Raw genomic sequence first — 21,899 nt, 5'->3', positions numbered from 1 at the left:
GCTAGGCCGGGAGCTCCATGGTGAAGGCGGCGCCGTGGGGCGCCCGATCGGAGGCCTCGATGGTGCCGCCGTGCTCGACGACGATGCGACGCACGATCGCCAGGCCGAGGCCGCTGTCGCGCCCCTTGGTCGAGTAGTACGGCAGGAACAGCTTGCTGCGATCGGCCTCGCCGAGGCCGGGCCCGTCGTCGGCGACCACGAGGCGCGCCACCCGGTGCGGCTCGTCCCAGGTGGTCTGCACGCTGATGGTGCCGGTCGCGCTGGCGGGCACGCCGTCGCCCGCCGTGGCCAGCGCCTCCACCGCGTTGTCCACCAGGTTGATCACCACGCGCTTGAACTGCTCCGGGTCGACCCGGACGACCGGCATGGCCGGATCGTACTCCCGCTCGACCGTGAGGTGCGGCAGGCCGGTGTAGAGCGCCAGCGCCTCGTCGAGCAGCGCGTGCAGGTCGGCGGGCACCGCCTTGGGCGCCGGCATGCGCGCGAACTGCGAGAACTCGTCGACCAGGCCCTTGAGCGACTCGACGGCGCCGATGATGTTGGTGGAGCACTCGTCCACCAGCTCACGGGTCTGCGGCGGCGAGGCCGAGAAGTGCCGGCGGATCCGCTCGGCGCTCAGCTGGATCGGCGTCAGCGGGTTCTTGATCTCGTGGGCCAGCCGGCGCGCGACGTCGCGCCATGCCGACACGCGCTGGGCGCGGATGAGCGGCGTGACGTCGTCGAGCACCATGACGGTGCCCTCGGAGCTGCCTTCGTCGCGCAGCGGCGTGGCGGCGACGGCGAGGTGCAGGTCGCGGCCATCGCGCACGAGCGCGATCTCGTGGCCGGCGGTGCCGCCGCGCGTCCGCGCAGCGGCCTGCGGAATCGTCAGCAGTGGTCGCAGGTCGGGGCGCGAGAACACGTCCTCGAACATCTGGCCGACAGCCGTCTGGTCGAGCCCGAGCAGGCGCGCCGCCGCGCTGTTCATCGTGTTGATGCGCCCGCGCGCATCCAGCGAGATGACACCCGTGGCGATGCGCTTGAGGATGGTCTCGATGTACCGGCTGCGTCCCTCGACCTCGCGGCTCTTGCGCTGCACCTCGGCGCGTGACTGCTCCAGCTCGCCGGCCATGGTGTTGAACGCCTCGACGAGCTGCCCGAACTCGTCGGCGGTCTCCGGCTCGATGCGGTAGTCGAAGTTGCCCTGGCCGATCTCGCGCGCGCCGGCCGCGAGCAGGCCGATCGGCCTGGTGATCCGCTTGGCGGTGTACAGCCCCAGCCACGTCGCGCTCACGAGGATGAACAGCGTCATCATCAGGAAGAACGACAGGTACACGCCCTCGATCGGGCGACGCAGGACGCGCAACTGCTGGTAGCCCTCATAGGCCTCGACGATACGGCGGCTGTGCTGCGCGAGGCTGCCCGACAGGTGCTCGCTGACGATGACGACGCCGACCGGGGCCATCGCGTCTGGCGGACGGACGAGGGCCGCCGAGCGCACCAGTTCGCCGCCGCTGCCGAGCGGCTCGATGACGCGCGTGTCGGGACTGCCGCCGGCCACCCGCGCCGCAAGACGGTCCGCCGATGCCCGCGGCACGTCGCGCGGCACCGTCGGCGCCGAGACGTCGAAGAGCGGGGTCACCTCCAGCGGATCGGTGCCGGAGACGATGCGGTAGACCTCGACGAGGGTGGAGCGCCCGGAGGCGACCTCGGGCGAGACCCTGGCCCGGATGGTCGCCACGTCGCCGCGCTCGATGCCCGCCGACGACAGGAGGCGCGCCAGGCGCACGGCCTGTCGGCTCGTCTGCACCTGCGTGTCCTGGTAGTAGTCGCTGGCGATCTCGCGCGCCGCCGCGAGCACGTCGTCGATCGGCGGGGCGAACCAGCGGCTGGCGCTGTTGCGAATCAGCTCGCTGCCGACGATCAGCACCAGCACGGCAGGCACCAGGGCCAGGCCGAGCATGGCCGCCACGAGCTTGGCGCGGAAGCGCGCGAACGGCAGGGCCCGCCGTCGCTCCACGAGCAGCTTGATGACGTTGCGCGCCAGCACGAACGCGAGCGCGCCGAGCATCGTCAGGTCGACCGCGACCAGCGCGTACAGCACGACCTCGCTCAGGAGCGCGGGCGAGAGCCCCGTGGACCTGTCGGCCAGGGTGACGAGCGCCACCAGCGCCGCCACCAGCAGGCCGATGGCCAGCAGGACGAAGATCGGGTTGTCGCGAAGGGGCCGCTGCGGCGGCGAGGGCGGGGACGGCGTGCGGGTGACGGGCGGCGCCGTGGGCGCCGGTAGCGCCGTGGGCGCGACGGACGGATCGGTCAGGTTGAAGAGGGCCACGTCACGGGCGGAAGCGGAAGCTGGCACTGCCCAGGGCGGCGCCCGCCGTCCACGGCCACGCCCAGCCGAGCATGCGCGGGCGCGTCTGGGCCTTCACGCGGACGTGGTACTCGCCGCCCTGCTCCAGGCGATGGGACGACAGTCGTCGCCCGTGGAAGTTGGTCAGCCACTCCACGGCCTTGCGCTCGTCGTCGGTCGTCCGGACCTCCTCGACGCGGCCGTCCTCGATGAAGGTGATCTGGTAGCGCCGGGTGAGGTTGTCGAAGCGGACCACCGCGGAAAGGCGCATGTAGGCCAGGGTCCGGTCGAACCACCAGCGCGAGGGCTGCTGGAGCACCACGTCGTACGCAAACGTCGTGGGAAGCCCGCTCTGGATGGCGGCCCGCACGGCGTCCGACACCGCGTCGGTCACCTGGAAGCTCACCCGGACTTCCCCCTCGTGCAAAGCCGTCTGCACGCGCACGGCGGTATCGGCGCCGGCCGTCGAGGCCAGGCCCAGCATGCACGCCAGCAGCAGCATCACTCGCAGCCGCATCATCAATCCTTCGACTTGATCAGATCCTCGAGCTCGGTCATGAACTCGCCGATGTCGCGGAAATGCCGGTAGACGGACGCGAAGCGGACGTAAGCCACCTTGTCCAGTTGCCGGAGCTCCGACATGACGTGCTGCCCGATCTCGGTGGTGCTGATCTCCTTGTCCGGACGCTCCTGCAGGGCGGCCTCCACCCGGTCGGCCACCGCCTCGAGCGCATTCACACGGACCGGCCGCTTCTCGCAGGCCTTCAGCAGGCCGGCAATCAGCTTCTGCCGATCGAATCGTTCCCGCCGGCCGTCCTTCTTGACGACCATGTACGGGATCTCGTCCACCCGTTCGTACGACGTGAACCGACGGCCGCACTCCAGGCATTCCCGCCGCCGGCGGATGACCTCGCCCTCACGGCTCTCGCGCGAATCTACCACCTTGTCGTGCAGGTGTCCGCAATACGGGCATTTCATCCGGCCTGGCTCCCCTCGGCGAGCGGCGCGGCCCCGGGGGGCGCGCCCGTGCGGGTGATGTCCTCGATCCGCCGCAGCGTGAGGCCCTCGCGGGCCACGAAGTACAGCGTCAGCAGCGACACCGGGATGATCGACATCGCGTGCAGGGCGACGGCGTAGGCCACCGCCCTGTCGTTGTCGGCGGCATACAGCGAGGTCATGGCGAGGCGAACCGACTCGTGGAACGCCCCGACGCCCCCCGGCGTGGGCACCGACACCCCCACCGCCAGGAACATCAACACCGTGAAGGTGCCCGCAAACGGGAAATCGAGGCCGAACGCCCGCGCCATCGCCCAGGTCGTGAGGCCGATGGACAGCCACACCCCGAGCGAATGCACGAGGGCGAGCCCCAGGGCCGACGGGGACCGGAGCACGGCGAACCCCTTGCCGAACGCCCCGACCACGGCGACCGCGAGCCGGCTGAGCCGAGCCGGAAGGCGACGCGTGAGGCGCTCGGTGACCAGGCTGACCCGCTCGGCATGCCCGGCAAACAGGAAGGCCACGCCCAGGCCGCCAAGGGCCGCCAGGGACGCCATCAGGCCCCCGAACTGAACCGCCTGGAGCATTTTGCCGTCATTGACAGCGAAGCGCGGGTCCAGCAGCGCCACGGTGAGGGCGAACAGCACGAGCAGCGTGATGATGTCCAGTGCGCGCTCGAGCACGATGGTGGCGAAGGTGGCGGTGGGGTCGAGGTTGACCTTGCGGGCCAGCAGGTAGGGGCGGATCACCTCGCCGACTCGGCCGGGCAGCATCGCGTTGGCGCCGAACCCGATGATGGTGGCGCGCAGGGCGGGGGCAAACGGGACACGACCGGTGGGTTGGAGCAGGTACTGCCAGCGGATCGTGCGGAACACGAAGGTGGCGACCGAGGCCAGCAGGGCCAGCAGGACGCCGCCAGGTTGCGCACGCGCCAATTCCCGCCCCACGGCCGCCAGATCGGCCTGCCGCAGGAAGACCGCGAGGAGCGCCACGGTGACGAGCAGGATGAGTGTGTGCTTGAGGTAGCCCGTCATGCGCCGTTGGGCTGTTCGGGGCGGACTGTACTATAGGTTGGGTTTCCGAGGCTATGGGAAAGCGCGAACTGCTACTGATGGTGGTCTTTGTCGTCCTGGGAGTAGGCGTGTATCAGGTGACGGCTCCTGCCGCCCCCGCTGATGCGCCGGGCTTCTCCCTGGGGCGACTCGTCGACTTTGCCAAGGCCCACTTCAACGGCCCGCAAGCCCGTCGGACGGTGGCGCGGACGGCCACGCTGGCGCCCGGCGCCGAGGTCACCGTCCTCGACCTGAGCGAGCTGAAGGGGCCGGTGACCGTCGAGGGGACCGACAGGGCCGACATCGAGGTCCGCCTCGACGCCGCCCTGGCCGGGGTCGACACCGCCGACCTCGATGCCCAGGAGAAGAGCATCCGGGTCGACCTCACGGCCAGCGGCCCCACCGCCCAGCTCCGCCTCGCCCAGGACGGCCGCGGTCGGCGCCCGCGGTTCGAAGTGCGCATCCAGGTGCCGAAACGCCTCAAGGTTCGGCTCGGAGACTCGCGCATGTCCGCCGAAGTACGCGGCGTGGCTGGCCTCGACCTCGACGACTACGCCGGGGACCTGCGCGTGGAAGACCTGACGGGCCCGGTGACCGGCCGGTACGAAAGCGGGCGCGCCGAGTTCGGCCAGGGCGCCGTCCTGCAGCTCAAGACCGAGGGCGGGCGCGTCCGCCTCGAACGTCCAGCGTCGGTCACGCTGGAGTCCGAGCGCACGGGCATCGACATCATCGACGCCGCCGGCCCCATCACCATCAAGGAAGACTACGCACGGATGGACATCCGCGGCACCGGCGGGCCGGTGCGCATCACGGGCGACGGCGGCACGATTGCCTTGCGCCAGGTGGCGCATGCCCTGGTGATCGACGCGACGCGGCTGACGGTGGACGCCGAGATCGACAGCCCCGTCCCGACCACGATCAGCGTCAAGGACGACGATGTGGACGTGTCGCTGCCCAGGACGGGCGGCGTGCAGTTGGACGTGACGGTCACCGAAGGCGACCTGCGGCTGCCCGACGGCATGTCGGCGGTGGTGGCGGGCCCCAAGCAGACCATCGCGACGCCTGTGGCCGGGGGCGGCCCGCTGGTGAAGCTCACCCTCGAGCGCGGCACGATGCGCGTGCGCGGCCGGTCCGGGACCTAGGCAATTCGAAATTCCACATTCGAAATTGACGGCGGCGCGGCCTTCGGCCGTCGCCGCTCGTGGCATCCCGAGGGGCGAAGGGCCAAAGGCCCTCGCCCCCTGGAATTTCAAATGTCAAATTTCAAATTGCCAGCGCTTCCTCAGAAGCTGTAGCGCGCGCTCATCAGGGCCGAGCGGTTGCCCCAGTTGTTCGTGTTGGTGCCGAACGCCGGGTTGCTCATGCTGTTGACCGGGACCCCGTAGTTGTCCTGGTTGAACGCGTTGAACAGGTCCACGCGGACGAACAGCTTGTGGTTGGCCCAGAGCGAGAACCGACGCCCGACGCTGACGTCCCAGTTGAACCACTCCGGGGCGCGCAGGGTGTTGCGACCGAGGTTGCCGTTGCCGAGGCTGTTGGCCAGCGGCAGGCCGTTGCTCCCGAGCGGTGCCAGGAACATGCCCGACGTCGTGAACGTGCGCAGGTTCCCGGTGTCGGGATCGAGCGTCAGCGTGCCCGACGGGTCGAAGTTCGGACGGTCACCACCGCCGCCGTTGCCGTTGGTGTCCACGCCCGTGAGGATGGTGAAGGGCTGCCCCGACTGCGTGGTGAACGCGCCCGCCACCTGCCAGCCGCCGGTCAACTGCCGGAGGAGGGCGTTGCCCACGGCCGGCGTCTCGTAGATCCAGGTCGCCACCAGTCGGTGCGTGCGGTCGAACGCCGACAGGCTCCACTCGGCGTCGATGTCGTTGAAGTCCTGCGGCACCTGCGGCGAGCCCGCGGTGATCGCCGCCACGCCCAGCGACTCGTCGTTGTTGGACATGTTCTGCCCGAACGTATAGGTCGACCGGAACGTGAATCCCTTCACCGGACGCAGGTTGAACTGCGCGTAGCCGGCGTGGTAGAGCGACTCGGCGGTCGTGGCGATGAGCACGCGCGGGCCGAACTGGGGGAACACGCGACGCGCCTGCGTGGTCGGGATCGACGTGATGCTGCCCGTCGCCCTGACCGTGGCGGCTTGCGCCTCCGTGAGCACCGCGGGGTTGGCCTGGAGCTGGTTCACGCCGTTGCGGTTCCAGCTGCCGTTGTAGCCTACCTCGATGCTCGCGCGGGAGCCGAGCTCGCGCGCAAACGACAGCGACCAGTAGTCGGCACGCGGGTACTGCGCGTCGACCGGCGTGTTGACGTAGGTCGCCAGCGCGTTGAACGCGGGCGCCCCGCCGACCGGCGCGACGTTCGGGAACACGTCGAACACCTGGTCGACCTGGCCCGTGAACACGCGCGGGAAGTTCGACGCGTTCACCGTCAGGATGTTGTAGAAGAGCACGTCGTAGCCCACGCCGTAGCCGCCGCGGATGACGCCCTGCCCCTCGCTGCCGAACAGCGACTTCATCAGCCCGCCCTGCGGTGTCGGCGTGTACGCGAAGCCGACACGCGGGGCCCAGTTGTTGTTGTCGCGCTGGACGGGGCCCGGCACGAGCGCATTCAGCGACTGCGTGTCCTCGGCGCCGAAGAAGCCGAGCGGCACCGAGCTGTTCTCGTAGCGGAGGCCGAGGTTCACGGTCAGGTTCGGCGTGATGCGGAAGTCGTCCTGCGCAAACAGGAACATCTGCGTCTGCCGCGCGTCGAAGCTCGCCACCTGCAGGGCCTGCGTGAAGGAGTTGGCGAAATTGTTCATGTAGTCCTGCAGGTTGTTGAACGTGAAGCTGCCCTTCGAGTTGAAGGCGGCCTGGTTGTCCAACTGCAGGTACCGGAAGTCGCCACCGAACTTCAGCGAGTGGCGCCCCTTCTGCCACGAGAACACGTCCTGGAACTGGAACGAGTTCTGGACGCGGCCCTGCGGGAAGTTGCTGAGGCCGCCAATCGTGAACAGGCCCGTGATGCCCGTCGTCGGGGTGACCGGGTCGGCCTCCGGGAACGACAGGTCGCGACGGATGTACGAGAAGCGCGCCTCGTTGATGATCCGCGGCGACAGCACGCGCGTGTAGCTGAGCGCGAGGTTGTGGTCCTTGGTGGCCGATTCACCGGCAAAGCGGCTGCCGAACTGCAGGTTGCTCGCCGCGTTCTGCGTCGTCGGGCGGTCCGAGATGTAGCGACCCGTGATCGTGTCGTTGGCCGACAGCGTGTAGTCCACGCGCGTGATCAGGTTGTACGCATCACGATTCTGCTGGATCGGCAGGTTCACCTGCCCGATCTCCACCGGCACGCCGTTGACGGCCGTCGTCCGCACGTTGCTGAAGACCGGGTTCTGCCCGTAGACCTCCTGCAGGAAGCCGATCGAGTTGAGCACCGCCGCGCGGCTCGCCGCCGACTGCCCCGCACGCAACGGCACGTTCTGCAGGGTGGCGTAGCCGGCCTGCGTCGGGATGTTGGCCGTGGTGCCCGGGCCGCCGTCCTCGCGGCGGATGTCGGCCTGGAAGAGCCCGAAGAAGAACAGCCTGTTCTTCGCGATGGGGCCGCCGATGCCGCCGCCGACCTGGTGGCGGGTGTAGCCGGCCGGGTCATCGAAGCCGGTGCGCTTCTCGACGTTGCTGCGGGCGTTGTACTTGCTGTTGGCGTAGTAGTCGAACACATCGCCGCGGAACTGGTTGGATCCCGACTTGGTGATGACGTTGAACTGCGCGCCGGAACTGCGGCCGTATTCGACGTTGTACGGATTGGTCTGCACCGCGATTTCCGCGATGGCTTCCGGCACGACCGGGGTCGTCGAGATCGTCACGCTGGCGTCGTTGTTGTCCGAGCCGTCGATCATGAAGTTGTTGTTGCGCGAGCGCTGCCCGTTGGCCGAGATGCCCTCGGCGCCCGGCCCCGACACCACGTTGGGCGACAGCAGGGCCACGCGGGTCACGTCGCGGGTCGGCGAGATGGGCAACTCGACGATCTGCCGGGCCGGCAGGACGAGGCCGACCGTGGCGTTGGTACGGTTGATGGTCACGCCGGCCGCATCGCCCGTCACCTGGACGGTCTCCTCGAGACCGCCGACGGCCAGCGCCGGGTTGAGCGTGACTTCCTGGCCCGACGCGACCTGGATGCCCGACACCTGGTAGGTCTTGAACCCCTGGAGCTCAGCCTTGACCTCGTAGGCCCCCGGTTCGAGAGCGGGCGCGCGGTACACACCCGACTCAGCCGTGATGGCGGTGCGGATTGCCCCGGTTGCCTGGTTGGTGACGGTCACGAGCACGCCGGGCAGCACGCCCCCGCTGCTGTCGCTGACGGTCCCCGAAATGATCCCACGCGTCAGCTGCGCCCACGCGGGCGCCGCGCACGCGAGCAGCGCCAGGCACACCAGTGCCAGGCGTCCAGCACGCATTCTCGACATCGAGCCTCCTGAAACGGAACCGGACGGGTTCCGAGAACACACGACCGCCGACCGGCGACCAGCAGACGTCGGGCGGAACACCCGACAATCCAGTAATGACCCGACTCGCCACGGTTGGGTTCTGATGATTTCGTGATGTTTGCGCAGACCCGCGCAACCTGAAGGAAACAGCCCTGTTCCGAACGGGCGACCGCACCGCAGAAACGCGCTATCCTAGGGGCCGCCTCTGCCGGAGTCCGGCGCTTCCCCCTTACGCGCGTGTCCCAGATCCCCTTGCTCGAGACCACGGACGTTGACCTGCCGCTGCTGCGGCGCGGCAAGGTGCGCGACGTCTTCGAGGCCGACGCCGATCACCTGTTGATCGTCGCCACCGACCGCATCTCGGCCTTCGACCATGTGCTGGGGTCGGGCATTCCCGACAAGGGGCGCATCCTCACGCAGTTGTCGGCGTTCTGGTTCCGGCACCTCGCCCACGTCACGCCTCACCACGTGGTGTCGACCGACGTTGCCGACTTTCCGGCAGGCGCCCGGCGCGCCGCCAGCCGCCTCGCCGGCCGTTCCATGCTGGTCCGCCGCACGCAGCCCCTGCCCGTCGAGTGCGTGGCTCGCGGCTATCTCGAAGGCTCGGGGTGGAAGGATTACCTGGCGACCGGCGCGGTGTGTGGCCATCCGTTGCCCGCCGGCCTTCGCCAGTGCGACCGACTCCCGATGCCGCTGTTCACGCCGGCGACCAAGGCCGAGTCCGGACACGACGAGAACATCTCCGAGGCGCAGGCCGCGGCGATCCTGGGCGACGACGTCTTCGGCCAGGTGAAGGCCCTGACGCTCGCGCTGTACACCGCCGGGGCCGAGCACGCCGCCTCGCGCGGCATCCTCGTGGCCGACACGAAGTTCGAGTTCGGGCTCGTCGAGGAGGGCGGCGCCTCACGCGTCATCCTCATCGACGAGGTGCTCACGCCCGACTCCTCGCGCTTCTGGCCCGCCGACCAGTACGCCCCCGGTGGCCCACAGCCGAGCTTCGACAAGCAGTTCGTGCGTGAGTACCTCGAGCAGATCAAGTGGGACAAGCAGCCCCCGGTGCCCTCGCTGCCCGACGATGTCGTGGCGCGCACCCGCGAGAAGTACCTCGACGCGTTCCGACGGCTCACCGGCGCCGACCTGGCCTGAGAGATCGAGCAGCACCCGCATGGTCATGCACCGCGAACTGGACCGACTCGTCGCCGAGATGGTGGACAAGGGCATCCACTACGCCGACGCCGCGCGTGAATTCGAGCGACGCTTCCTCGAGCACGCCCTCAAGGCCACCGACGGCAGCCTCACCCGCTGCGCCACGCTCACCGGCCTGCACCGCAACACCCTCACCCGCAAGATCGCCGAGTACAAGCTCAGGTAGCTGGGGGCTGGGGGCTGGGGGCTGGGGGCTGGGGGCTGGAACAGCACTTCCGGCCTTGGCGCTTGGTTCTTGGTGCTTGGCGCTTGCCTTCCGGCATTCCCGGCATCGCGGCATCGCAGCATTGCCAATGTCCGGCCGTCGGCCGGCGATTAGCAGTCCTCCCCCTTGACTGCCAACATGGACGATCTATACTTGGCAGTCGTACACCGTGACTGCTAAGTCGCTGTGGACCAGTGGAACAGTCTTCAGGGGGGCCGCGCGCCCGCCGTCACATTTCTTCAGGAGTGGAGTGCACACCATGAACCTCCGACCGCTACACGATCGCCTGATCGTCGAACGCATCGAGGAAGGCGAGCAGCAGGTCAACGGCATCATCATCCCCGACTCGGCCAAGGAAAAGCCGCAACAGGGGAAGGTCGTCGCCGTGGGCAAGGGCAAGGTCAAGGACGACGGCAAGGTGTCGCCCCTCGACGTGCAGCAGGGCGACACGATCCTCTTCGGCAAGTACTCGGGCCAGGAGATCAAGGTCGACGGCAAGGAATATCTGATCATGCGTGAGGATGAAGTCCTCGCGGTGATGGCGTAAGGGGAGGATCACGCAAACATGGCCAAGCAAATCGTCTACGGTGCGGACTCGCGTCAGGCAATCCTTCGCGGTGTCAACCACCTCGCCGACGCGGTCAAGGTGACCCTCGGTCCCAAGGGACGCAACGTCGTCCTCGACAAGAAGTTCGGATCCCCGACGATCACCAAGGACGGCGTCACCGTCGCCAAGGAGATCGAGCTGAAGGATCCGCTGGAGAACATGGGCGCGCAGATGGTGCGTGAGGTCGCGAGCAAGACCAGCGACATCGCCGGCGACGGCACCACCACCGCGACCGTGCTCGCGCAGGCCATCTATCGTGAGGGCGCCAAGAACGTCGTGGCCGGCGCCAACCCGATGGAAGTCAAGCGCGGCATCGACAAGGCCGTCGAGGTCGTCATCGAGCAGCTCAAGTCGTTCGCCAAGCCGGTGAGCGGCAACGCCATCGCCCAGGTCGGCACCATCTCGGCCAACAGCGACAGCACGATCGGCACGATCATCGCGGAAGCGATGGAGAAGGTCGGCAAGGACGGCGTCATCACGGTCGAGGAAGCCAAGTCCATGGAGACCTCGCTCGAGGTCGTCGAGGGCATGCAGTTCGACCGCGGCTACCTCTCGCCCTACTTCGTGACCGACCCGGACCGCATGGAAGTGGTCCTCGAGAACCCGGTCATCCTCATCCACGAGAAGAAGATCTCGTCGATGAAGGACCTCCTCCCGGTCCTCGAGCAGGTGGCTCGCGGCGGTCGTCCGCTGCTGATCATCGCCGAGGACATCGAGGGCGAGGCGCTGGCCACGCTCGTGGTCAACAAGCTGCGTGGCACGCTGCAGGCCGCGGCCGTCAAGGCCCCGGGCTTCGGTGACCGCCGCAAGGCCATGCTCGAGGACATCGCGATCCTGACGGGCGGCCGCGCGCTGACCGAGGACCTCGGCATCAAGCTCGAGAACGTCAAGCTCGAGGATCTGGGCCGCGCCAAGAAGGTCACGATCGACAAGGACAACACGACGATCGTCGAGGGCGCCGGCGCTGCCGCCGCCATCGAGGGCCGCGTCAAGCAGATCCGCACGCAGGTCGAGGACACCACCTCCGACTACGACCGCGAGAAGCTCCAGGAGCGCCTGGCCAAGCTCGTGGGCGGCGTGGCCGTCATCAAGGTCGGTGCTGCCACCGAGACCGAGATGAAGGAGAAGAAGGCGCGCGTCGAGGACGCGATGCACGCGACCAAGGCGGCTGTCGAGGAGGGCATCGTGCCCGGCGGCGGCGTGGCCCTGATTCGCGCGGGCAAGGCCCTCGAGGGCCTGAAGCTCGACACGCACGACCAGCAGGTCGGCGTCAGCATCATCAAGCGCGCCATCGAGGAGCCGATGCGCTGGATCGCGACCAACGCGGGCCAGGAAGGCACGATCATCGTGCAGCGCGTCAAGGAGAACGACACGGTGGAGTTCGGCTACAACGCCGGCGCCGAGAAGTTCGAGGACCTCATCGCGGCCGGCGTCATCGACCCGGTCAAGGTGGTCCGCACGGCGCTCCAGAACGCCGCGTCGATCGCCGGGCTGCTGCTCACCACCGAAGCGATGGTGTGCGACATCCCCGAGGAGAAGAAGGCCGAGCCGATGCCCCAGGGCGGCGGCGGCGGGATGTACTAAGCCACCGGGTGCCGGGTACCGGGTTCAGGGTACCCGGCAGGTGGGAGGGCCGGCTCTCAGAGTCCGGCCCACAGCAACGGGCGCCTCTCGAGGCGCCCGTTGTTTTTGTGCAGCGCGATGCAAGACAAAGGGCCCGAGGGAACGCTCCCCCGGGCCCTTCGTGCTGTTCCGTACCCCGTACCCCGTACCCGGTACCCGGTACCCGGTACCCGTCTGTTATCGCAGGTTGAAATCCATCTCCACGGTCACCAGCACCGGCACGGCGACGCCCTGACGCATCCCTGGGCGGAAGCGCCAGAGGCGCATCGCCTTGATGGCTTCCTCGTCGAGGCCGAACGTCCGATCCAGCGACCGAATCACCTTGATGTCGCCAGCACGGCCGTCGGGCATCACCACCACCTCGAGCAGCACGCGCCCTTGAATCTTCGCGCGCATCGCCTCGGTGGTGTACTGCGGCTTGACCTGCGAGATGAGGGTCGGCGACGTCACGCCCGACCCGGGACGGTACGCCCCACCACCAGTGCCCCCACCGTAGCCCGGCCCAAGGCCGCTGCCCGTCCCCGACCCGACACCCGTGCCCGTCCCCGAGCCAGCGCCCCCGCCCGTCCCGCTGCCCTGGGACGTCCCGCCGGGCACTGCCGAGCGGTCGATCACCCCAGCGATGGCCGCCTGACCTGACGCCAGGCTCTGCACCGGGATGTTCATCTGGGGGACCGGAGGCGGCGGTTCGTTCGTCTTCGGCGGCTCGACCTTCGGCGGCTCGATGTTCACCTTGGGGGCGACAGGCACCGAGATCCGGTCGCGACCCGGCAACTCCATCCGCCGCGGCGGCTCCGGACTCTTGTTGCCACCGCCACCACCACCGCCGCCCGGCCCGGGTTCGGAGAGGAACACGAGCTTGACCACGTTGTCCTGCGGCTTCTGCTCGACCTCCGCCTGTCCGGCCGGGACCGCGCGAATCCCGAGATACAGCAGGATGGCCAACGCGAGGTGCGCCACGGCCGACGCCACCGCCGCGCCGCTGACCCGCTGCCGCCCCTGACCGAACTCGAGGTCGATCGTGGGGTGGCCGCCGGTCGGCAGCATGAGCGACCCATGGTGCTCGTGGTCGGGGGGTGGGACGACAGACGCGTCAGACATATCCGGACGATGGCGAGAGAACGCGTTCATTCTGTCAGCACTCTTGCGATAGCCGCAACTCGTGCGCGGGCCGCGGCCTCACTGGCGCAGCGTCGACGCGAGGCGTGCGCGTCGATTTCGACGTCGCACGAGCGACTGCTCCGTCCCCGCGCGGGCAGTCCTTGGGGGTTAGACGCTGCGAGTGGCGCCTTCGGCCGCCTCAACGGGCGAGATAACCCGCTCGTGCGCGCACGTGGTGCCCGCGGCGGCCGACGCGGACCTCGATCCGACGGTACCCGCCCGCGCCCTGGGGACGCGTCGGCTGGTACCCGAGCAGATACTGGTGGCGCAGTTCCGACGCGATCCGGCGCAGCACTGACGGCAGGTCCTTGGTGCGCGAGACCCGGATGGCCTGCCCGCCGGTGAGGGCCGCCACCTGGGCGAAGAGCGTGGTGACCTTGCCCTCGAGCACGACCGGATACGCCAGCACGTCGCTGGCGCGCACGCGAGCGAGCACCTCGTCGGCCGACCGCCGGCTGTGCCGTTCGCGCCCGTCCGACACGAGGACCAGCGCCCGTCGCCCCGGCGCCGGCTCGATGGCGTCGAATGCCGTGACGATGGCGTCGTGGAGTGCGGTGGAACCCCAGGCGTCGAGGCCCTGCAGCGCGGTATCCACGGCGCGGCGATCGAGCGTGAGGGGCACCGGCACCTCCACCTCCGACCCGATCGCGACCAGCATCGCGCGATCCTGCTCCCCGAGTTCCAGCAGCAGCGCGCGGCCGCCCGCCTGGGCCCCCGCCAGCCGCCCGCCGGCCATGCTCGCGCTGCGATCCACCGCGAGGGCGATGGACACGGGCTGGTCGCCGTCGGCGAACGCCGTGAGGGCCTGCGGCACCCCGTCCTCCATCACGGTGAACTCCTCGCGACCGACGTCGGTCACCAGCCGTCCGTCATCGTCGGTGACCGTGGCGTAGACCTCGACCAGATCGGTGCGCGCGACGAACTGGCGCGCCGCCGACGACGACACGAGCAGGCCCGCCAGCAGGGCGCCGAGGACAGCCGGACGAGGCACGCGTGGGGCGAATGGTAGAATCAACGGGATTCACCGTTCTTCAAGGAGCACGTCATGATCGCGCTGGGCCTCGGACCACTCGGTATTCCCGAACTGATCATCATCCTGTTCATCATCGTGTTGATCTTCGGGGCGACGCGCCTGCCGGAGATCGGACGCGGCATCGGCAAGGGCATCCGCAATTTCAAGGAAGCCACCAAGGAAGGCGCGTCCGGCAAGGACGAGTAGCCTAGCCGGCGACGAGCACGCGCGCCTCGCCCGTCCGTCGGGTCACGCGCGTGCGATCGAGCCACTCCAGCAAGGGAATCGCCGTGCGGCGCGTCAGGCCGTAGCGGTCCTTGAACCACCCCACCTCCACGGTCCCCGGCGCCTCGCCGGCATCGCGAAGTCCCCGCAGGTCTGTCACGAGCGCTGCCAGGTGCGTCGACGCGATGTACTGATCGCTCACGCGCTCCGCGTCGCGTGCCTTGACCAGCCGAGCGAGGACTGCCGAGAGCACCTTTCGATCGAGCCCCTCGGCCGTCTCCAGTTCCCCGAGGGTCAGCCCGGCCACGCCCGCGCTGCCCAGGCGCGCCAGCACCCGCTCGTCGACGACGTCGCGCACGGACCCCGCCACCACGCGATGCACGCGCTCGTCGCCGGTCAGCACCCCCTCGCGTTCGAGTCCTGCCAGCACGAGATCCACCACCTCGGCGCGCGTGCGTCGGCCCAGCGCCTGTCGTAGCGACGCGCGCGGGACGCCTCCCGCGAGCGGGTCGCTGGCGGCAGCGGCGTCGACACGCGCGAGCAGCGATTCGCGCACCCCGCGCAGGACCGTCGTGGAAACCCACCGCTCCCCCGCCCTGACCACATGCCCCGCGTCGGCCAGCGTCGCCAGCGTGCGCTCCACCTCGCCAACCGTGGTGGCGCACCGCGCCGGCAGTTCCTCGGCCAGCACGCCAGCGGCCGCGGCGTCTTCGATGCGCGCGCGCACCAGGCCCGCCACGTCCGAAGGCACGTCCTCTCGCGGCGCACCGACGCGACTGCGTGCCGAGGGCATCGGGTCGAGGATCAGCGCGCCGGCCACCGTGGCCACCGGCGAGTACGAGCGCAGCACGAGGCGATCGCCCCGGCGCGCCGCCAGCGGCGCTTCGAGGCGGATCACGGCGCTCGAGGACGCGCCAGGGTTCACGATCCGTCCGGCGCCGCCCACTGTGGGCAGCAACACCCGGCCAATCACCGCCGCGGTGCCGAGATGCACGTGCACGCGCGCGCCGTGCCGCATTGGCGCAGCCTCAGGCAGCACGCGCAGGTCCACCGCGAGCCGCCGCGTCGGCACCACCACGCCGTCGCCGACAATCACGTCGCCACGCCCGATGTCTTCGACGGACAGGCCCGCGAGGTTGACGGCGACACGTTGCCCGGCCTCGGCCGTCGCCGCCGTTGCGCCGTGCACCTGCAAGCCCCGCACGCGCAGCGCGAGCCCCGACGGCCACGCGCGGAGCGACGACTCGGCCGTGATCGCGCCCGTCCACAGCGTGCCGGTGACCACCGTGCCGAAGCCCTTCACGCTGAACACGCGATCGACCGGCAGCCGCGCGGGCACGTCGCGCTCGCGCCGACGCCGGCTGGCCGCGCTCGCGACGAGGGCCGCACGGAGCTCGGGGATGCCCTGCCCTGTGTGGGCGGACACACGGACGATGGGCGCGTGCGCCAGGGGCGTGTCTGCGACGAGGGTGCGGACGTCGTCTTCGGCGATGGCCTGCAGCGTCTCGTCGGCGACGTCGCACTTGGTGAGCGCGATGACGCCGCCCGGGACGTCGAGCAGTCCACAGATGGCGAGGTGTTCGCGCGTCTGCGGCATCACCGATTCGTCGGCCGCCACCACCAGCAGCACGGCGTCGATGCCGCCGATGCCGCCGAGCATCGTCCGCACGAACCGTTCGTGGCCGGGCACGTCCACGAACGACAGCACCACGTCATCGACGGTGGCGTGCGCGAAACCGAGCTCGATGCTGATGCCGCGGGCCTTCTCTTCGGGGAGCCGATCGGGATGCGTGCCGGTGAGCGCCTCGACGAGCGCGCTCTTGCCGTGGTCGATGTGCCCGGCGGTGGCGATCGTGATGTGCATCACTTCCGGCCGCGTCCTGCCTTCTTGATGGCGCGCTCGCGCTTGCCGGGGCGCCCCTTGGCGACGCGCACCGCACCCTTCGGCGTCGCCCGACTCGTGCGGGCGCCACGCTGGCGCTCCGACGCACGCACGCGCTCGAGCACCTCGACAACGCCGAGGTCCACCTGACGGCGCTCCTGATCGACGCGGATCACCTGCACGCGGATGGGATCGCCGAGCCGGAACACGCGGTGGGTGTTCTCGCCCCGCAGCTGATGCGCACGTTCGAGGTAGCGGTAGTAGTCGTCGGCCAGCGTCGAGATGTGCACGAGGCCCTCGACGTAGTGCTCGACCAGCTGGATGAACATGCCGAACGGGGCAACGCCGGTGATGAAGCCGTCGTACTCCTCGCCGACCTTGTCGGCCATGAAGCGCACCTTCTTCCAGGCGACGAGCTCGTTCTCGGCCTCGTCGGCGCGCCGCTCCATCTCCGAGGTGTGCCTGGCGAGCTCCGGCAACTCCTCCACGCGCTCCTCGTGCAGTTGCGCGGTGAGCTTGCCGTGCCGGAACTCACGCAACGTGCGATGGACGATCAGGTCCGGATAGCGGCGGATCGGCGAGGTGAAGTGCGCGTAGGCGTCTGCCGCCAGCCCGAAGTGGCCGAGGCAGGCCGTGTCGTAACGCGCCTTCTGCATCGTCCGCAGCATGAGCGTGGCAATGGGCCGCTCCTCGGGCTTGCCGCGGAGCTGCTCGACGAGCTTCTGGAAGTGGCGCGGCTTCACGTGGTTCATCGGCGCGGCCAGCGAGTAGCCCAGCGTCGCGATGAACTCCTCGAACTGCTCCACCTTCAGCAGGTCTGGCGCCTCGTGGATGCGATACAGCGTCGGGACGTCGTGAGCCTCGAGAAACGCGGCGACCGTCTCGTTGGCCACCAGCATGAACTCCTCGATGATCCGGTGCGCGACGTTGCGCTCGGCGACCAGGATGTTCTCGATCTGGCCCTCCTCGTCGAGGACGATCTTGGCTTCGGGCAGATCGAAGTCGATCGAGCCACGCCGATGCCGGCGCTGGTTCAGGATGGCGAACAGCTCGCGCATGCGCTCGAAGTGCGGCACGAGCGGCCCGTACTTCTCGCGCTGCGCCGCGTCGCCCTCGAGGATGGCGTGCACCTCGTTGTAGGTCATGCGCGCGCGGCTCAGGATCACGCCGTCGTGCAACGAGGCCTCGACGACGCGCCCGCGGGCGTCGATTTCCATCACCGCCGACTGCACGAGGCGGTCGACGTGCGGCCGCAGGCTGCACAGCCCGGTCGCCAGTTCCTCGGGGAACATGTGCACCGCGCGCTCGGGGAAGTACACCGAGGTCGCGCGCTCGGCGGCTTCGCGGTCCAGCGCGCTGCCCTCGTGCACGTAGTGCGCCACGTCGGCGATGTGCACCTTCAGCAGGTAGTTGCCGTTGGCCAGCCGTTCCACCGACACCGCGTCGTCGAAGTCGCGCGCCGTCTCGCCGTCGATGGTCACCACGACGTCACCGCGGAAGTCGGTGCGGCCGTCGATGTCCTTCGGGTCGATCTCGACGCCGAGCCGGCTGGCCTCCGCGATGCTCTCCTCGGAGTGCCGATCGGGAATGCCGTGCTTGCGGATGATGATCTGCGTGTCGACGCCGGGCGTGTCCAGCGACCCGATGATCTCGACCACCCGACCGAGCGCCGGGCGGCCGTGAATCGGCCAGCGCAGGATCTCGACGACCACCATCTGGCCCGCCTGCGCGCCCAGTTCGTCGCCCGCGGGGATCTGCACGTCCATCAGCAGGCGCTTGTCGAAGGGCGTGACGAACAGCAGGCCGTGCTCGTCCTTGTCGAAGCGACCGACGGTCGTCGAGGCGCCGCGCTCGAGGATGCGGACGATGCGGCCCTCGGCCCGGCCATCACGGCCGTGATGCTCGACGCGCACCAGCACACGATCGCCGTGCATGGCGTCGTGCAGGTTGTGGCCGGCGACGTAGATGTCGCCGGTGATGTCGTCGATGGCACGGTCGAGCTTCACGAAGGCGAAGCCGTTGGGATGGACCGTGATGCGCCCGGGCGCGAGGTCCATCAGTTCGGGCACGCCGAAGTGGCGCCCGCGTGTTTCAATCAGCGCACCCTTGTCGACCAGCGCCTTCAGGGCGCGCCTCACGCCTGGCGCCTCCGTCTTGGGCAGCTTGAGGACCCGCATCAGGTCCTTCACGGTCGAGGGATGCGTGACGCGTTCGCGGATGCGCTGCAGCAGCTCGTCTGGGGTCATGGTCTCGCCAACTTTTCCAACCGGGTCGTCACGCGGTCAGTCTACAGGCTCGGTGACCGACGACGACCTCGTGGCCCGCGCGCAGGGGGGCAGCCAGGAGGCCTGGGCCGACCTCGTGCACCGGCACCACGAGGCCGTGTTCCGCGCCGCGCACGCCGCGCTGCTCTCTCGCGAGGAGGCCGACGACGCGGCGCAGGAGGCGTGGGTGTCGGCCTGGCGGGCCCTGCAGGAGTTTCGGGGCCAGTCGTCGTTCCGCACCTGGATCGTGGCCATCGCCTGGCGCAAGGCGCTGGACCGCCGCCGGGGCATGGTGGCCTGGCTGCGGATGATCCGGATAGGGTCGGCGCGAGAAGACGACGAGGGGCCGGCGCTTGATCTCGAGGGCGGCGGGCCCGATGCGGAACGCACGGTGCTCGACGCAGAGTCGAGGGAGCGCCTCAAGCGGCTGGTGAAGGGGTTGCCCAGAAGTCACCGCGACGCCCTGCTCTTGGTGGCGACGCAGGACCTGCCGTACGCGGAAGCTGCGGCGCTGCTGGGGATCCCGGTAGGCACGTTGAAGTGGCGCGTGAGCGACGCGCGACGGATGTTGCGGGAACGGATGGGGCGGTAAGGAAGAACGGCAGTCGGCAGTCGGCAGTCGGGAGTCGGGAGTCTGTCAGTTCGTAGCCGTCGACCTTCAAGACTCGCCGATGTGCGCCTGCGGCGCGCGGCGAGTTCAGGTCGACGGTCAGGCAGCCTGCAGACGGTAGCCCGCAGCCCTTCCCGCGCGAGAGAACGAATGAACGCACACGACGACGAACGCATCGACGCCGCACTCGAGGCACTGGCCCGGCCGGAACCGCCGGCCGACCATGTCGCGCGGGTGCTCGCGCAGACGGGGCCGGGGCAAGGCTACGGGCTACAGGCTGCAGGCGGCCTGAGGCCGCGGTGGGTTCTGCCTGTGGCGGCAACGGTGCTGGTTGCGCTGGGCGCCACGTGGCAGGTCGGGCGGACGTCGGTGGTCCTGCCCGAGGTGCACACGACCTGGGGCGTGCCGCAGGAGATCGACCGGCCCGTGCTGCCGCCGCAGGCCTATTGGGGGATGGACGCGTTCGAGGAGTGGAAGAGCCTGCGGCCGGGAGTCGGGACAAGTCCGGGTGCCGGGTACCGGGTGCCGGGTACGGGAATCCGCGAGGCCGCGGCGGTGATGGGGTGGGTGCCGGTGCCGTCGGGGCTGCCGCCGATCGAACTGGAGTCCATCGCGCCCGCGCCCATCGAGATCGCGCCGCTCGCGGCGCTCGAGCCAATCACCGTTGAAGCGATTCCGCTGGCGCCGATCGTCATCGCGCCGGTGGACGAACAGGAGAGACCATGAAGATGCTGTCAGTGTTGCTCGTGACCCTCGCCCTCGCCGCGCCGACGCTCGCGCAGGAGGCGCCGCGTGCGACCACCCCGGCCATGGCGTACACGACCGTGCCCGACACACCGCAGGCGGCCCCGCCCGCCCCGCCCGCCCCGCCCGCACCGCCGGCCCCGCCCGCGCCGGCCGAGAGACGTCCGCTGCCGACGCGCAACGTGAAGGTGGATGTGACGATCACCGAGCAGAACGGTACGGAGGCGCCCGTCAAGAAGATCGTGTCGCTGCTGGTGGCCGATGGCCGTTCCAGCAGCGTGCGTACGATCACGGCCGTGCCCACCTATACCGGGAACATGAGGGACCTGCCGCTCAACATCGACGCCAATGTGACGGTCACGCCGGAACAGCGGGTGTTGCTGGATCTGCGGTTCAACTACTCGAGCATCGGCATCATGGAGCCAGTACTGCCCAAGGGCTTCACGCCGAAGAACGAGGACGAGCGCGTGGCGAGCGGATCTCGGCCGTCACTGGTGGCGATCGTCGAGAACCTCACCGCCTTGCTGACTCCCGGCACGCCCGTCGCCGTGGCCCGCTCCGCGGACCCGGCCACCGACCGCATCGTGACCGTCGAGGTGAAGGCCGAGATTCTGAGATAACCGCGCCCCGCGAATGGCCGTCGACGTCTCCGACGACGATTCGTCGCCCGCGCATCAGGATCTTCCGGGAAGGTCGCTGACCGCCGGCCATGGCCGGCGGCTACGAACTGCCTGGCCGGTGGAGAAACCCTCGGGCCTGCGCTGTGGCCGTGAGAGGTGAGCCGCTCTTTGAGCCCTGAGCCTTAGGCCGTGAGCCGTCTTCCTGAGCCTCGGGCCCGCACTATGCCTTGAGCCGTGAGCCCTGAGCCGTGGGCCGTATTACCCTGTCGGGCATGACCAAGGGACGGCTGGCGGCGTACTTTGCGGGCACCGCGGTGGTGGCCGCGCTCATCGGGTTCCTGTTCGGCTACTACCAGGCCTATCCGGCCCAGCACACGGCCAACCGCGCGCTGCTGCGCCTGCGGCTGTCCGAGGCCCGCGCCCGCACGCAGGACGCGCGCATCGCGCTCGTGCGCAGCAACTACGGCAACGCGCGCACGCACGTGGAAGAGGCGATGCGGCTGCTGGACGCCTTCAAGACCTCCAGCCAGCGCGACCTGCCGGCGACCGAGTCGGGCAAGGTCGACCAGGCCCGCACCCTGCTGCAGGACGCCCTGGCGCTGGCCCCGGCCATGCCGACCCCGCCCGCGGCCGATCCCGCCGCCCCGCGCCCCGAGGCCGAGGCCGACGCCAAGGCCGCCCAGGCCGCCAACCTCCTCGGCGAGGTCTATCGGGCTACCCCCGAACCGTAGGGGCACGCGGGCACACGGGTATCGGGTATCGGGTATCGGGTATCGGGTATCGGGTATCGGGTATCGGGTATCGGGTATCGGGTATCGGGGAGCGGGGAGCGGGGAGCGGCAAGGCGGTGACGGCGCTCGCGTGTCTCTACCCGTCACCCGCTACCCGCTACCCGGCAGTG

General features: G+C 69.5%; 19 protein-coding genes. 10 read left to right on the top strand and 9 right to left on the bottom strand.

The genetic code is table 11. From position 1 onward, the window contains the following. Nucleotide 1: 1 nt before the first annotated feature. Genes ACIRDX_RS08725 through ACIRDX_RS08710 form a run of 4 tightly spaced genes read right to left on the bottom strand, consistent with a single transcriptional unit; the run spans nt 2 to nt 4,362 of the window. Nucleotides 2–2,314: an ATP-binding protein gene (locus ACIRDX_RS08725; RefSeq protein ID WP_396625025.1), complete on the bottom strand. Its 2,313-nt coding sequence runs from the start codon at nt 2,312–2,314 to the stop codon at nt 2–4. Nucleotide 2,315: 1 nt separating this feature from the next. Beyond that, a complete protein-coding gene (locus tag ACIRDX_RS08720; RefSeq protein WP_396625024.1) occupies nt 2,316–2,852 on the bottom strand; it encodes a DUF4390 domain-containing protein in 537 nt (178 codons plus the stop codon). Next, complete coding sequence (nrdR, locus tag ACIRDX_RS08715; protein ID WP_396625023.1) at nt 2,852–3,310, bottom strand: transcriptional regulator NrdR; 459 nt, start codon at nt 3,308–3,310, stop codon at nt 2,852–2,854. The genes ACIRDX_RS08720 and nrdR overlap by 1 nt, the downstream gene beginning before the upstream one ends. After that, nucleotides 3,307–4,362, bottom strand: coding sequence for a lysylphosphatidylglycerol synthase transmembrane domain-containing protein (locus ACIRDX_RS08710; protein WP_396625022.1), 1,056 nt, complete (start codon nt 4,360–4,362; stop codon nt 3,307–3,309). Before ACIRDX_RS08710 ends, nrdR begins: the two co-directional genes overlap by 4 nt. 116 nt (nt 4,363–4,478) lie before the next feature. On the opposite strand from ACIRDX_RS08710, the gene ACIRDX_RS08705 reads away from it, so the two are divergent. Further along, on the top strand, nt 4,479–5,522 hold the full coding sequence (locus ACIRDX_RS08705; protein ID WP_396625021.1) for a hypothetical protein: 1,044 nt from the start codon (nt 4,479–4,481) through the stop codon (nt 5,520–5,522). A 140-nt stretch (nt 5,523–5,662) separates the two neighbouring features. Here ACIRDX_RS08705 and ACIRDX_RS08700 read toward each other — a convergent pair whose 3' ends face one another. Further along, nucleotides 5,663–8,809: a TonB-dependent receptor domain-containing protein gene (locus tag ACIRDX_RS08700; RefSeq protein ID WP_396625020.1), complete on the bottom strand. Its 3,147-nt coding sequence runs from the start codon at nt 8,807–8,809 to the stop codon at nt 5,663–5,665. A gap of 276 nt (nt 8,810–9,085) precedes the next feature. Here ACIRDX_RS08700 and ACIRDX_RS08695 point away from each other — a divergent pair, with 276 nt between their 5' ends. The 4 genes from ACIRDX_RS08695 (at nt 9,086) to groL (ending at nt 12,441) form a co-directional block, all read left to right on the top strand. Next, a complete protein-coding gene (locus tag ACIRDX_RS08695; protein ID WP_396625037.1) occupies nt 9,086–9,985 on the top strand; it encodes a phosphoribosylaminoimidazolesuccinocarboxamide synthase in 900 nt (299 codons plus the stop codon). A gap of 19 nt (nt 9,986–10,004) precedes the next feature. Then, complete coding sequence (locus tag ACIRDX_RS08690; RefSeq protein ID WP_396625019.1) at nt 10,005–10,211, top strand: helix-turn-helix domain-containing protein; 207 nt, start codon at nt 10,005–10,007, stop codon at nt 10,209–10,211. Nucleotides 10,212–10,509: 298 nt separating this feature from the next. Next, nucleotides 10,510–10,797 carry a co-chaperone GroES gene (gene groES, locus ACIRDX_RS08685; RefSeq protein ID WP_396625018.1) on the top strand — a complete coding sequence of 96 codons (288 nt, stop codon included), beginning with the start codon at nt 10,510–10,512 and terminating at the stop codon, nt 10,795–10,797. An 18-nt stretch (nt 10,798–10,815) separates the two neighbouring features. Next, entirely contained in the window at nt 10,816–12,441 is a 1,626-nt protein-coding gene (gene groL / locus ACIRDX_RS08680; protein ID WP_396625017.1) for a chaperonin GroEL, read from the top strand. 216 nt (nt 12,442–12,657) lie between these two features. Here groL and ACIRDX_RS08675 read toward each other — a convergent pair whose 3' ends face one another. Next, on the bottom strand, nt 12,658–13,581 hold the full coding sequence (locus ACIRDX_RS08675; RefSeq protein ID WP_396625016.1) for an energy transducer TonB: 924 nt from the start codon (nt 13,579–13,581) through the stop codon (nt 12,658–12,660). Nucleotides 13,582–13,780: 199 nt separating this feature from the next. Beyond that, nucleotides 13,781–14,632, bottom strand: a complete 852-nt coding sequence (locus ACIRDX_RS08670; protein ID WP_396625015.1) for a VWA domain-containing protein — start codon at nt 14,630–14,632, stop codon at nt 13,781–13,783. 54 nt (nt 14,633–14,686) lie between these two features. Between ACIRDX_RS08670 and tatA the strand changes: the two genes are divergently transcribed. Further along, the gene (gene tatA, locus ACIRDX_RS08665; protein ID WP_110174806.1) at nt 14,687–14,860 is read left to right on the top strand and encodes a twin-arginine translocase TatA/TatE family subunit; all 174 of its coding nucleotides are present in this window, start codon (nt 14,687–14,689) and stop codon (nt 14,858–14,860) included. Between the two features lies 1 nt (nt 14,861). Here tatA and selB read toward each other — a convergent pair whose 3' ends face one another. After that, entirely contained in the window at nt 14,862–16,742 is a 1,881-nt protein-coding gene (gene selB, locus ACIRDX_RS08660) for a selenocysteine-specific translation elongation factor (protein WP_396625036.1), read from the bottom strand. Then, nucleotides 16,742–19,006, bottom strand: a complete 2,265-nt coding sequence (rnr, locus tag ACIRDX_RS08655) for a ribonuclease R (protein WP_396625014.1) — start codon at nt 19,004–19,006, stop codon at nt 16,742–16,744. The genes selB and rnr overlap by 1 nt, the downstream gene beginning before the upstream one ends. A gap of 52 nt (nt 19,007–19,058) precedes the next feature. On the opposite strand from rnr, the gene ACIRDX_RS08650 reads away from it, so the two are divergent. The 4 genes from ACIRDX_RS08650 (at nt 19,059) to ACIRDX_RS08635 (ending at nt 21,729) form a co-directional block, all read left to right on the top strand. Next, nucleotides 19,059–19,616: an RNA polymerase sigma factor gene (locus tag ACIRDX_RS08650; protein ID WP_396625013.1), complete on the top strand. Its 558-nt coding sequence runs from the start codon at nt 19,059–19,061 to the stop codon at nt 19,614–19,616. A 168-nt stretch (nt 19,617–19,784) separates the two neighbouring features. After that, nucleotides 19,785–20,360, top strand: coding sequence for a hypothetical protein (locus ACIRDX_RS08645; RefSeq protein ID WP_396625012.1), 576 nt, complete (start codon nt 19,785–19,787; stop codon nt 20,358–20,360). Then, entirely contained in the window at nt 20,357–20,998 is a 642-nt protein-coding gene (locus ACIRDX_RS08640) for a hypothetical protein (RefSeq protein WP_396625011.1), read from the top strand. Before ACIRDX_RS08645 ends, ACIRDX_RS08640 begins: the two co-directional genes overlap by 4 nt. A gap of 272 nt (nt 20,999–21,270) precedes the next feature. After that, nucleotides 21,271–21,729, top strand: a complete 459-nt coding sequence (locus tag ACIRDX_RS08635) for a hypothetical protein (RefSeq protein WP_396625010.1) — start codon at nt 21,271–21,273, stop codon at nt 21,727–21,729. Nucleotides 21,730–21,899: the final 170 nt, after the last annotated feature.

Source organism: Luteitalea sp. (genome assembly GCF_044337415.1).
Lineage (GTDB): Bacteria > Acidobacteriota > Vicinamibacteria > Vicinamibacterales > Vicinamibacteraceae > Luteitalea.
This window is presented reverse-complemented; position numbering and strand designations above follow the sequence as displayed.

Bases quoted from the DNA above. Each gene is read 5' to 3' on its own strand.
- ACIRDX_RS08675 (WP_396625016.1), bottom strand. From the start codon at position 13,581: ATGTCTGACGCGTCTGTCGTCCCACCCCCCGACCACGAGCACCATGGG.
- groL (WP_396625017.1), top strand. From the start codon at position 10,816: ATGGCCAAGCAAATCGTCTACGGTGCGGACTCGCGTCAGGCAATCCTT.
- groES (WP_396625018.1), top strand. From the start codon at position 10,510: ATGAACCTCCGACCGCTACACGATCGCCTGATCGTCGAACGCATCGAG.
- ACIRDX_RS08710 (WP_396625022.1), bottom strand. From the start codon at position 4,362: ATGACGGGCTACCTCAAGCACACACTCATCCTGCTCGTCACCGTGGCG.
- ACIRDX_RS08700 (WP_396625020.1), bottom strand. From the start codon at position 8,809: ATGCGTGCTGGACGCCTGGCACTGGTGTGCCTGGCGCTGCTCGCGTGC.
- tatA (WP_110174806.1), top strand. From the start codon at position 14,687: ATGATCGCGCTGGGCCTCGGACCACTCGGTATTCCCGAACTGATCATC.
- ACIRDX_RS08690 (WP_396625019.1), top strand. From the start codon at position 10,005: ATGGTCATGCACCGCGAACTGGACCGACTCGTCGCCGAGATGGTGGAC.
- ACIRDX_RS08720 (WP_396625024.1), bottom strand. From the start codon at position 2,852: ATGATGCGGCTGCGAGTGATGCTGCTGCTGGCGTGCATGCTGGGCCTG.
- rnr (WP_396625014.1), bottom strand. From the start codon at position 19,006: ATGACCCCAGACGAGCTGCTGCAGCGCATCCGCGAACGCGTCACGCAT.
- ACIRDX_RS08635 (WP_396625010.1), top strand. From the start codon at position 21,271: ATGACCAAGGGACGGCTGGCGGCGTACTTTGCGGGCACCGCGGTGGTG.
- ACIRDX_RS08640 (WP_396625011.1), top strand. From the start codon at position 20,357: ATGAAGATGCTGTCAGTGTTGCTCGTGACCCTCGCCCTCGCCGCGCCG.
- nrdR (WP_396625023.1), bottom strand. From the start codon at position 3,310: ATGAAATGCCCGTATTGCGGACACCTGCACGACAAGGTGGTAGATTCG.
- ACIRDX_RS08645 (WP_396625012.1), top strand. From the start codon at position 19,785: ATGAACGCACACGACGACGAACGCATCGACGCCGCACTCGAGGCACTG.
- selB (WP_396625036.1), bottom strand. From the start codon at position 16,742: ATGCACATCACGATCGCCACCGCCGGGCACATCGACCACGGCAAGAGC.